The following is an 11,780-nucleotide window of genomic DNA, read 5'->3' as shown; positions in this document are numbered from 1 at the left end:
ATCTGAATTCCCAGGGGAAGGGAATGCACATATAATGCGCTCCCATCACTGACTCAGACTCATCAACTAATCGCCAGAGTGGCAAAGATACCTCGCATAACATGAATATGAAATTATCAACGCTTTTTGCGGCGGCGTTAGCCGTAGTAGGTTTTTGCAATACCGCTTCTGCGGTAACTTATCCGCTGCCGACAGACGGTAGCCGTCTGGTGGGTCAAAACCAGGTGGTTATCGTGCCGGAAGGCAACGACCAGCCGCTGGAATATTTTGCAGCTGAATATCAGTTGGGCCTGTCCAACATGCTGGAAGCAAACCCGGGCGTTGACCCGTATCTGCCGAAAGCGGGCACCGTGCTGAACATTCCTCAGCAGCTGATTCTGCCGGACACCGTCCATGAAGGCATCGTGATCAACAGCGCGGAAATGCGCCTGTACTATTACCCGAAAGGCACGAATACCGTGATCGTTCTGCCGATTGGTATCGGTCAGTTGGGCAAAGATACCCCGCTGAACTGGACCACCAAAGTCGAACGTAAAAAAGCGGGTCCGACCTGGACACCAACCGCGAAAATGCACGCTGAATACATCGCAGCAGGTGAACCTCTGCCAGCCGTTGTGCCAGCCGGCCCGGACAACCCGATGGGTCTGTACGCGCTGTACATCGGTCGTCTGTATGCGATCCACGGTACCAACGCCAACTTTGGTATAGGCCTGCGCGTCAGCCACGGCTGTGTGCGTCTGCGTAACGAAGATATCAAATTCCTGTTCGAGAACGTGCCTGTCGGGACGCGCGTACAGTTCATCAATGAGCCTGTCAAAGCCACTTCCGAGCCGGATGGCAGCCGCTACATTGAAGTGCATAACCCACTCTCCACCAGCGAAGACCAGATTAATAACAATGAAATCGTACCGATTAATCTGAAGAGCAACGTGCAGGCTGTTACTACCCAGCCAGACGTTGAAGCGACGGTTGTTGATCAGGCCGTGCAGAACCGCTCAGGGATGCCGGTTCGTTTGAACTGATTCGAATCGCGACATAAAAAAAGCGGGCTTTTTAGCCCGCTTTTTTATTATCCGTTATTCACGATGACGATTCCGCCATGATCGTAGCGGTAGTGGCAGTGGGCATATTCCAGCGGTGTGCCGTCTTCCAGATAGATAACCTGCTCGACTTCCAGCACCGGGTCGGTTTGTTCACATATCAAATGCTGCATATCGAGCGCCGTCGGTTTTAAGGCACGAACCACCCGATACGATCCCATAATTTTCAGCCCCAGCGTCTCCTGAACGTACTGAAACACCGAGCTTTCAAGGTGAGCTTTATTCAGCCCCGGCACCAGATTCAGCGGCATTACGGTTGAATCCAGCGACATCGGCTCGCCGTTGAGCGAACGTAAACGGATAAAATCATATACTGGCGTATCGACATTAATCATCAGCGAAGACTGCTCTTTCTCATTCGGAAACCGCAGTTCGAAATGCACCACTTTGCTGCTGACAGTTCCAAGATGTTCCCAGGTTTTGGTCGCACCAAAATAGTCGCTGCCGGAAAGATCCCACTGCGACAGCTGCAGGAAGTTTTTACGGATAAACGTCCCCTGCCCCTGGCGCGTATACACCAGCCCTTCCACAATCAGCTGACGCATGGCCTGCTGAATCGTCATGCGACTGGTGCTGAACTCCGCCGCCAGCGCAAACTGGTCGGGCAGCGGTTCGTTGGCGGCATACTGCTGACTAATAATGCGTTTTTTGATTTCCCGCGCTATGGTGATGTACTTCGCCGCCATCGCCTTTTCCTTATGATTGATCCGCTATCACACTGTTTTTTAACGCCACTCGCTCAGCAATCTTGAGGAAAGGCAGGTAGAAGAATACACCAAATACAATGATTGCCAACTGCACCACCACCGCGCGCCAGTCCCCCGCCGTCGCCAGCCAGGCGCTGAGTATTGGCGGCGTGGTCCATGGGATCATGACCACGCAGCGCGACATCAGCCCAAGCGTGGTACAGATCCAGGCAAAATAAATGCCGATGGCCGGCAGCAGGACAAACGGGATCATCAGCGGCAGGTTGAACACGATCGGCAGGCCAAAAATCACTGGCTCGTTAATATTGAACAATCCCGGCGCCAGCGACAGCCGCGCCACCTGCTTTGATGACTTTTGACGTGCAAAGATAAAAATCGCAATCAGCAGGGAAATGGTACTCCCGGTTCCGCCAATCATGCCGAACGTAGGGACAAAGATATTATTGATAATGTGTGGAATCGGCTGTCCGTTAGCGAACGCGATCATGTTCTCGTTGGTGTTGATCAATAAGAACGGTTCCAGAATCACGCTGTTCACTACCGACTGATGAATCCCCAGCGTAAACAAGAAATTACCAAAGCTATAGATAAAAAGCGTGCCTGGCAGGCTGGTATTGATCAACCGCAGCGGCTGCTGGATAAACGTGGTGATCAGGTGAATCAGGTCCGTGTGCAGCACGTTGGCGAGCAGCGCCGCCAGCACGGCAAACAGAGAGAGCGTAATAATCGTCGGGATCAGCGTGGTGAACGATTTACTCACCGCTGGTGGCACGTTCTCGCCCAGCGAAATATGCAGCGATTTTAAGCGTGATATGGCGATGAAAATTTCGGTAGAAAGCAGGGCAATGAGCACACCCGCAAAGATCCCCGTCGAGCCAATATTGGCGAACGTCAGCACCTGCGTGACGTTCACCGCCGTCTGACTCCCCACGGGAACCAGCTGTAACTGCATCGGCATCATAATGATAAAACTGCTGACAGCGATAACCACTGCCGAGACCGGATTGTCGAAGTCTTTGTTGCGTGCGAGCGACCAGGCAATCATCGGCGCTAACAGTAGCGCCGCGATATTCAGCGTGCCGTTAATGATCGCCTCGCCCCACACTTTAAACTGGGCAAGCGTGTCGCCCTCCAGCACCCACGGAAACACCACGTTATTCACCAGCACCGCAAGTCCGGCGAGAATGAAAATGGGCATGACCGTGGCAAAAGCGTCGCGCAGAGAACGTAAGTGCACCTGATTTGCCAGGCGCGCTGAGAACTCAACAAACTTATCAACAAAAGACTGCATCGCAGGTGTAATTTTTGTATCAGACATAGCGGATATTCCCATCAATCAGTCACAAAAACGGTCCGGCAGCGTACGACTTACAAATCGCGTCCGTTACTATGGATGACCTGTTTCAACCAGGCGTAGCTCTTTTTCGGCACGCGTTTCAGGTCTTTCAGATCGTGGTTTTCACGGTTGACATACACCACACCGTAGCGCTTACGCATATCACCCTGTGAGCTGAGAATATCGATCAACCCCCAGCCGAGATAACCGATAACCTGCGCGCCGTCTTCAAACATGGCTGCTTTCATGGCGTCAAAATGCTTACGGTGATAGTCGATGCGATAATCGTCTTCGACCTGATTGACCCCATCCCAGGATTCGATAACGCCGATCCCGTTTTCAATCGGGAATACCGGTAAACGCCAGTCGTTGTAATAGCGGGTGATAATGGTGCGAAAGCCCAGCGGATCGATTTGCCAGTTCCATTCGGTGGCCTTCAGGAACGGGTTATTTTTTTCGCCGTGCGCGAGATAATAATTAACGGGTGTGCCTTCTGGGATCGGATCGCTGTCCAGCGTTTTGCTGGCGTAATAGCTAAAGGCCATGTAGTCATTTTTGGTGCGCGCCAGCAGCGCCAGATCCTCTGCGCGATAAATATCGCTGAAACCCTGCTGTTCCACCACCGCCATCACCGCGGGGCTATAGCCCTGACCGGCAAAGACGCGCAGCAGATTCTGGTTGAGGAATTCATCATATTGCTGCGCGCAGAAGATGTCGCGCGGCTTGCAGGTGGCGGGATAAATCAGCTGATGCGCCAGCATACCGCCCATCAACTGACCCGGTTTCGCCTGATGCAAATATTCGGTCAGCGCCATGTGCCCCACCATCGTGTGATGCTGGATTTGGTACAGCTCGCGCAGGGTTTGCTCGCCTTTCATATACCCTGAAACACGGAACGCTTCCGGCATATGGAAGATATTCTGCTCGTTGTAGGTCAACCAGTACTTCACGCGGTCGCCGTAGCAGTCGATCATTTTTTTGCCGTAACGGATAAATGCGTCCATCACTCGCCTGTCCATAAATCCGTTGTATTCGTTCGCCAGCGCCAGCGGCATGTCGAAGTGATACAGGCACACCATCGGCTCTATGCCGCGCACGATCAGATCGTTGATGAACCGATCGTAAAAGGCGATGCCCTCTTCGTTAAATTCGCCGTCACCCTGCGGGCAGACGCGGCTCCAGGAGATCTGGAAACGGTAGCAGTTCATGCCCAGATCCTGCATTAAATCAAAGTCTTCTTTGTAGCGGTGATACGAGTCGGTCGCCACTTTCCAGTCGGATGCGTTTTCACCGACTTCGCGAATGTCATACACCGACATCCCTTTTCCGCCCTCGTTCCACGCGCCTTCCGTCTGCATGCTGGAAACTGAGTTTCCCCATAAAAAATTCGCCGGTAGTGATTGATTCATGTTCGCTCCTATATGACTAGTCATTTAAATTTCATGACTAGTCATATAGCCAAAGATGAAAAATCAATCAAAGATAAGGATCGTTTTTTGTGAGCGGGATAGAAATAAAAAAGCCGGATGCGCAATGCGGATCCGGCTTGAAGATCAGAACTCAATATTACTGCTGAGCTAACTGATGACGGCGATATTCACCCTGCCGCTCCAGCATCCAGCCTGGATACTCACGCGGTAACGCGCTGACAGCATCCAGCTGTTTTAACTCATCGTCGCTCAGGCGAATGTCCGTTGCAGCAATATTATCGTCGAGCTGATCGACGCGTTTTGCGCCAATAATCACGCTGCTGACCACTTTCTGATTCAGCAGCCAGGCCAGCGCGATTTGCGCGACGGAGACGCCTTTGCTGTCGGCAATGGTGCGCATTACATCGACACAATCGAATGCACGGTCTTTATCCACCGGTGGGAAATCAAATTGAAGGCGGCGTCCGCCAGTTTCGCTTTTACCGTCGCGATCATATTTGCCGCTCAGCAATCCCCCTGCTAATGGACTCCAGACCATTAACCCCACGCCTTCGCTTTGCATCATCGGCACCAGTTCACGCTCAAGGTCACGCCCGGCGATGGTGTAATACGCTTGCAACGACGCAAAACGGGCCAACCCAAGACGCTCAGAAATCCCCAGTGCTTTGGCAATTTGCCAGGCCGCCCAGTTTGACACGCCGATGTAGCGCACATGACCGTGCTGGACAAGATTATCCAGAGCGTAAAGTGTCTCTTCGATTGGTGTGGCCGGGTCAAAACCATGGAGTTGATAGAGATCGATATGATCGAGCTGCATGCGTCGCAGGCTCTCTTTCGCACTGTTGATGATGTGGTATCGCGAGCTGCCGCGAGAGTTAACGCCCGCCGTGCCGGTTTCGCCAAAGACTTTTGTGGCGACAACCACATTTTCACGCGGAATTTTCAGGTTCTTCAGCGCTTGCCCGGTGATGATTTCCGAGCGCCCTTCCGAATAGACATTGGCGGTATCAATAAAGTTGATACCCGCATCCAGCGCTCCCCCCACCAGCTTTTCGGCATCGCTTTGCTGAAGCTGGCCAATCTTTCCCCACATGCCGTCTTCACCCCCGAACGTCATGGTGCCAAGGCACAGTTCGGAAACAAACAGACCCGTATTACCCAGTTTTTGATAACGCATACGACGCTCCTCGCAATCTTCGTTTAAAAGCTACCAGAGAGTTATACCTCTCTGGTCCCGATTGCGAATGTGTCGTTCCTGTCTATTTCTTGCCCATTTCTCTAAACCAGCATAAAGCCAATCAATGCCGCCCAGATAAGCATCGGCAGCGACCAGACGTGAAAACGCCACCAGATACGCCGATCGTTCGCCATTCTGAGCGCGATCAGGTTCGCCAGAGACCCTGGCAACAGGCCAAATCCTCCGACGTTCACGGCCCAGGCCAACAGAACGGTTGGCGGCACGTAATTGATCAGCAAAATGGTAGACGGCACGTTACTGATGAATTGCGACAATCCAATTGCCGTCAGCCACAGCCCGAGGGGTGACAAATCGGTCACGCTGTGCAGCGCGCCCTGCAAAGCAGGCAGTTGAATCAGCAGATGCACATCGATAAACATGGCGATAAACACCAGCAGCAACGTCCAGTCGACGCTTATCAGTACACGACGCGCCAGTACCAAAAAGCCCGCCGCCACCAGCAATGCGCCCCAGAGGGCGAACTTCAGTTCAAGAGTCGTCAGGAAAACGATATACAGCGCCAGACAACCCCATACCAGGCGCGGCTTCCACTGGGGAGTGACGCTTCCGCTATGATAATTGAGCGCTTTATTGGGAAATGCGAACCAACAGACCACCAGCAGCGACGCCATCATGGCCAGCGCCAGCGGCGCCATTTGCCAGGTAAAGGCCGCGAACGACAGCCCCGAACGCCCCCACAGCAAAATGTTTTGCGGGTTGCCGATTGGCGTCAGCAACGATCCGGCATTAACGGCCAGCGCTTCAAAGATAATCAGTCGGTTAACCGGGATTTCGCACAGCTTGCGTAATGTCAGGGTGAGCGGCACCACGATGAAAAGCGCCACATCGTTGGTCAGAAACGTGGATAGCAGCGCGGCGGCCAGCACCATAAAAAGGGCTAATTTGCGCTCAGTGGCAAACCGACGCACCGTTTTACGCCCCAGCACGTCAAAATAACCGCTGAGCTCTACGCCTTTGGTGAGCATCATCAGCCCGCTGAGGGTGATGATCGTGTGCCAGTCGATGGCCTCCGGCCAGGTTTTTGGCGCAAAAGGCACAAAAAAACTCAGCCCGACACCAATGACTAATAGAAGGTGGAAAAACCGATCGCGGGCAAGCGCCTGCAGTCCAGGGATGTTCATTCTGTGGGCGAACCGTATTTGAGGGTAAATTCGCGGAATCTCTCCAGCGTCTCTGCACTGACGTGATGCTCGATCCCTTCCGAATCACGACGGGCCGTATCCTGACTCACACCCAGAACCAGCAAAAAGTTTTCGACGATCTGATGGCGCTCCCGGCTCTCCTGGGCCAGTTTTTCACCTTCCGGTGTCAGGAAAACACCGCGCCAGGGGATCATTTCGATCAGTCCTACTGACGCCAGGCGTTTTAACATTTTCGCGACCGTAGGCTGAGAAACGCCAAGGCGCGCGGCCATATCCACCTGACGGGCTTCACCGACTTCACGAAAAAGATCGGAAATCAGCTCGACGTAGTCATCAATCAATTCGCGACGGTGCGCCTCACGCACCTGACGAAACCCTTCAACATGCTCTTCAACATTCACCAGTTGCGTCTTTTTTTTTGTAGTTGGTTTACCTGCGCGACTGTTCATTGTACTTCCTCAGTGGGGTGACGCCTGTGGCGTCCTATAACGAAAGCGCACAGTGTAAACCATAGCTCTACAAGCACAAAAAATTAACGAATTAGCCATAGCTATACAATATAGCCTGTGCTATATCTGTATGTAATGCAGTCACCCTTCACGGATCGAAGGGATCTGAAATCAGGAGGTCACATGAACGAATTCAAGAGGTGCATGAACGTGTTTAGCCACTCCCCCTTTAAAGTGCGGTTAATGCTGTTGAACATGCTATGCGACATTTTTAACGGCAAGCCACAGCAGAACGACAAACCCAATCACTAAGCGGCGTTGCGGTACGCCGCTTCATTTTTCTGTCATATTCACTACGTATTCTGGCCGTTTGTCCCCCATTCCCCGATTTTTTTTACGGATTTGCAGCCCCTCTCGCAAAACATCTTATTAGCAACTGTTGACCTAATTGCCGACTGGCTCTATCTTCTTGCAGCCCTGCACCATTTGCGGCTCGCTGAAGCGGACCCTCATTCCCTCTCCACGCACTGTCAGGCAGGCTTTGACCCTCGACGCCAGGGTGAGCACATGGCGTTTTATGATAGTGACCTATGAATTTAACCTTGAAAGACACGATCGTTACCCGCAGCCGGGCCTTAAGCCCGTGGACGGGATTCTACTTTCTGCAATCACTGCTGATTAACTTTGCGCTTGGCTATCCTTATAGCCTGCTGTACGCCGTCGCGTTTACCTGCCTGCTGCATCTGATGTGGCGAAGCGCACCGCGTGTGCAAAAAGCGGTGGTGGGAATTTGCTCTGTGGTTGCCGCGATGTATTACCCGTTTGGTCAGGCTTATGGCGCCCCCAACTTTAATACCCTGCTCGCGCTGCACTCCACCAATATGGAAGAGTCGACGGAGATCCTGACGATTTTCCCATGGTACAGCTACGTCATTGGCCTGTTCATTTTTGCGCTGGGCGTGATTGCCGTGCGTCGTCAGCCGCAAGAGAAAAAGTCATGGAGCAAAATTGATAATCTGTGCCTGATCGTAAGCACCGCGGCATTTTTTGTCGCACCGGTACAAAACCTGGCGTGGGGCGGTGTTTTCAAGCTGAAAGACACGGGTTATCCGGTTTTCCGCTTCGTAAAAGATATTGTGGTGAACAATAAAGAAGTGATCGACGAGCAGGCGCGTATGGCTGAGCTTTCAAACATGAAAGACACCTGGAACGTGCTGGCCGTGAAGCCGAAGTACCATACTTATGTGGTCGTGATTGGCGAGAGCGCGCGCCGCGATGCGCTGGGCGCCTTTGGCGGTCACTGGAATAACACACCGTTTGCCAGCTCAGTGAACGGTACGCTGTTTACGGATTACATCGCAGCAAGCGGATCAACGCAAAAGTCACTTGGCCTGACGTTAAGCCGCGTGGTCGATGGGAAACCGCAGTATCAGGATAACTTTGTCACGTTAGCCAACCGCGCCGGTTTCCAGACGTGGTGGTTTTCCAATCAGGGCCAAATCGGTGAATATGACACGGCGATTGCCAGTATTGCGAAACGTGCAGACGAAGCCCAGTTTCTGAAAAATGGCGATTTCGAGGCGGATAAAAACACCAAAGATGAAGCCCTGTTGAAGATGACGTCGCAGGTATTTGCTTCTCAACGCACCCAGCCTCAGCTGATCGTCCTGCATCTGATGGGATCGCACCCGCAAGCGTGCGATCGCACGCAGGGGAAATACGCAGAATTCGTGCAGTCAAAAGAGACGTCCTGCTATCTCTATACGATGACGCAAACCGACGATCTGTTGAGCAAACTGTATACCCAGTTACAAAACACGGGTGACAGCTTCTCTATGGTGTACTTCTCGGATCATGGTCTGGCGTTCAAAGAACGGGGTAAAGCGGTGCAGTACCTGGCGCACGATGATAAGTTCCAGCAGAACTTTCAGGTGCCGTTTATGGTGCTGTCGAGCGATGATAAAAAGCATCGTGTGATTAAAGCGCGCCGATCAGCGAACGATTTCCTGAACTTTTTCGCGCAGTGGACCGGGATTTCTGCAAAAGAGATCGTCAACAATTATCCGTTTGTTTCAAACAAGAAAGCGCCCCCCGCCTACATTACCAACTTTAAGTTACAGAAAGTGGAGTACACGCATTTGGGAACCGATGTGTTTGAGATAAAAAGTCGCTAACTTGTGCGGCCTGCTACTCTCTCCAGGTGTGAGAAAGTACAAATACAAAACGGCAACCCAAGGGTTGCCGTTTTTGCTGTTACCTTCAAAAAAAATCCGCCACAGTGGGCGGATTTTTATTTCATCACCGAAGTGATTAGAAGCGGTAACCCACGCCTGCGATCCAGGTGCCAACGTCAACGTTGCGGATGCGGCTCTGCTCATAGGAGAAGTCCAGAGCAACGTTTTCGATTGGGTTGAACTGCATACCTGCGCCGTAAGAGAAACCGTAATCGCTGTTAGTCGCGCTGCGGTTCAGGCTTTCGTTCTCGGTCTGCTGGAATTTACCGTAGCCAACACCTACAACACCGTAGATGCTTGCCCAGTCATTCAGGCGGAAAGCTGGACCTGCGGTAACACCGTAGTACTGAGCTTTGTTATATGCGCCATCTTCAAAGCGATCTTTCTCGGTGTAAGTGAAAGAACCGATCACGCCCAGCGGGTTATTGTCTTGCTCGTAACGATACTTCAGGTTGAAACCGTTAGCTTTGTTGACAACGCCCTGCATATCGCTCTGAGCGTAACCACCGGTAACGGTAGAAGTAGCAGCTACAGCAGTACCTGCGGAAACAGCCAGAACAGCGGCCAGTGCTGAAAGACATGCAATTTTTTTCATAACCACCTCAAATGTGCTTCAAGTAAATCCGTAAGTTTTAAATATATCAAAAAATCTGGTGAAACTCTTTGTGATTCGTAATGTCTAACCGAGTCTTTGATGTAACAGAACATTTCAACGAGAAGCTATCTCGTTCAAATAACTCCGAATTTCCACATTTATTCGCTAATTTTGCGCGTCAATGACGTTACATTCATCCAGATTATTCCTAATCTATTAGCTGATAAATTCATCAACTCGCCGCCATTTTACGGATTTACGGCAACTTTTTTTTCAACAAAGTCTCAACCGCTCACCTTTTATTTCCATTACACTGCGACTTTTACTCCCTTTGACATAAATTGACAGGAGAAAGGATGCCTGGTTTGTCTCGTAAAGCGCCGGTCTGGTTGCCCATCGTCGTGATACTTATTGCTATGCTCTCAATCCAGAGCGGCGCGTCGCTGGCAAAATCGCTCTTCCCTATTATAGGTGCCCCCGGCGTGACCGCGCTGCGTATCGCGCTTGGCACCCTGATTCTGGTGATTATTTTTAAACCCTGGCGTTTGCGGTTTAAAAAAGAGCAACGTCTGCCGCTGCTGTTCTATGGCCTGTCGCTGGGGGCGATGAACTATCTCTTCTACCTGTCGATACAAACCGTACCGCTCGGGGTTGCCGTCGCGCTGGAATTCACCGGGCCGCTGGCGGTCGCGCTATTTTCTTCCCGTCGTCCCGTAGATTTTGTGTGGGTTGTACTCGCAGTGCTTGGGCTGTGGTTTTTGTTGCCGCTTGGGCAGAATATTTCCCACGTCGATTTAACCGGTGCCGCGCTGGCGCTGGGTGCAGGCGCCTGTTGGGCGGTGTATATCCTGACAGGACAACGCGCAGGCGAAGAGCATGGACCCGCCACGGTGGCGTTAGGCTCACTGATTGCCGCCATCATTTTTGTTCCGCTCGGCATGGCGCAGGCGACAGAATCCATCTGGCAATGGTCTGTATTGCCGATCGGTCTTGCGGTCGCCGTGCTCTCCACCGCGCTGCCCTATTCACTCGAAATGATTGCGCTGACGCGGCTGCCCACGCGTATTTTCGGCACGCTGATGAGTATGGAACCCGCACTGGCGGCAATGTCCGGAATGGTGTTCCTGGGCGAAAGCCTGACGCTGGTTCAGGTGCTGGCGCTGTGCTCGATTATTGCCGCCTCAATGGGTTCAACGCTGACCATGCGATCTGAACCTAAAATCAAAGAAATCGACATACATTAATATGCCTTATTCTGCATGGTTTCTTGTCATGCAGAATATACGCCAATTCTTATCACCCGTTATTTCCGCACATACTTTGTCATCATGATGAAATATTTTGGTGCATTTCACATGATTTAGTGAAATTAAGACTCATCCGCAACGAATAAAATAAAAACCCATAAAATCAAAACATTAAAAAAATACATTATTATCACTATTAAATCGATAGGCACAGACAACCCTGCAGAATGAAAAAGCGGTGCTATACTTATTTCCGGTAATTATCTGGAACACAAAACATCA

The 11,780-nt window shown here is 51.6% G+C and carries 11 protein-coding genes; 4 read left to right on the top strand and 7 right to left on the bottom strand.

The window, feature by feature from the left end:
* Nucleotides 1-101: 101 nt before the first annotated feature.
* Nucleotides 102-1,022, top strand: a complete 921-nt coding sequence (gene ldtB / locus ACKI5T_RS05990; protein ID WP_407436297.1) for a L,D-transpeptidase — start codon at nt 102-104, stop codon at nt 1,020-1,022.
* Nucleotides 1,023-1,069: 47 nt separating this feature from the next.
* Here the strand turns inward: ldtB and ACKI5T_RS05985 are convergent, their stop codons facing one another.
* From ACKI5T_RS05985 to mntR, 6 genes are all read right to left on the bottom strand, one after another.
* Nucleotides 1,070-1,786: a GntR family transcriptional regulator gene (locus ACKI5T_RS05985; RefSeq protein WP_407436295.1), complete on the bottom strand. Its 717-nt coding sequence runs from the start codon at nt 1,784-1,786 to the stop codon at nt 1,070-1,072.
* 10 nt (nt 1,787-1,796) lie between these two features.
* A complete protein-coding gene (locus ACKI5T_RS05980; protein ID WP_407436294.1) occupies nt 1,797-3,125 on the bottom strand; it encodes a PTS sugar transporter subunit IIC in 1,329 nt (442 codons plus the stop codon).
* 50 nt (nt 3,126-3,175) lie between these two features.
* Nucleotides 3,176-4,552 (bottom strand): glycoside hydrolase family 1 protein, encoded by a 1,377-nt coding sequence (locus ACKI5T_RS05975; RefSeq protein WP_407436292.1) that lies wholly within the window; start codon nt 4,550-4,552, stop codon nt 3,176-3,178.
* 157 nt (nt 4,553-4,709) lie between these two features.
* The gene (locus ACKI5T_RS05970; RefSeq protein WP_407436290.1) at nt 4,710-5,750 is read right to left on the bottom strand and encodes an aldo/keto reductase; all 1,041 of its coding nucleotides are present in this window, start codon (nt 5,748-5,750) and stop codon (nt 4,710-4,712) included.
* A gap of 101 nt (nt 5,751-5,851) precedes the next feature.
* Nucleotides 5,852-6,952, bottom strand: coding sequence for an anion transporter (locus ACKI5T_RS05965; protein WP_407436288.1), 1,101 nt, complete (start codon nt 6,950-6,952; stop codon nt 5,852-5,854).
* Nucleotides 6,949-7,422, bottom strand: a complete 474-nt coding sequence (mntR, locus tag ACKI5T_RS05960) for a manganese-binding transcriptional regulator MntR (RefSeq protein WP_407436286.1) — start codon at nt 7,420-7,422, stop codon at nt 6,949-6,951. Before mntR ends, ACKI5T_RS05965 begins: the two co-directional genes overlap by 4 nt.
* Nucleotides 7,423-7,605: 183 nt before the next feature.
* On the opposite strand from mntR, the gene mntS reads away from it, so the two are divergent.
* Complete coding sequence (mntS, locus tag ACKI5T_RS05955) at nt 7,606-7,734, top strand: manganase accumulation protein MntS (RefSeq protein WP_041689350.1); 129 nt, start codon at nt 7,606-7,608, stop codon at nt 7,732-7,734.
* Between the two features lie 278 nt (nt 7,735-8,012).
* Nucleotides 8,013-9,596 carry a phosphoethanolamine transferase gene (locus tag ACKI5T_RS05950; RefSeq protein WP_407436283.1) on the top strand — a complete coding sequence of 528 codons (1,584 nt, stop codon included), beginning with the start codon at nt 8,013-8,015 and terminating at the stop codon, nt 9,594-9,596.
* A gap of 136 nt (nt 9,597-9,732) precedes the next feature.
* On the opposite strand, the gene ompX is transcribed toward ACKI5T_RS05950, so the two are convergent.
* On the bottom strand, nt 9,733-10,251 hold the full coding sequence (gene ompX, locus ACKI5T_RS05945) for an outer membrane protein OmpX (RefSeq protein WP_059178562.1): 519 nt from the start codon (nt 10,249-10,251) through the stop codon (nt 9,733-9,735).
* Between the two features lie 356 nt (nt 10,252-10,607).
* Here ompX and rhtA point away from each other — a divergent pair, with 356 nt between their 5' ends.
* Entirely contained in the window at nt 10,608-11,495 is an 888-nt protein-coding gene (gene rhtA / locus ACKI5T_RS05940; RefSeq protein ID WP_012016700.1) for a threonine/homoserine exporter RhtA, read from the top strand.
* The last annotated feature ends 285 nt before the right edge of the window (nt 11,496-11,780 follow it).

This window comes from Lelliottia sp. (genome assembly GCF_045627565.1).
In the GTDB taxonomy this organism is placed as follows: Bacteria; Pseudomonadota; Gammaproteobacteria; order Enterobacterales; family Enterobacteriaceae; genus Enterobacter.
This window is presented reverse-complemented; position numbering and strand designations above follow the sequence as displayed.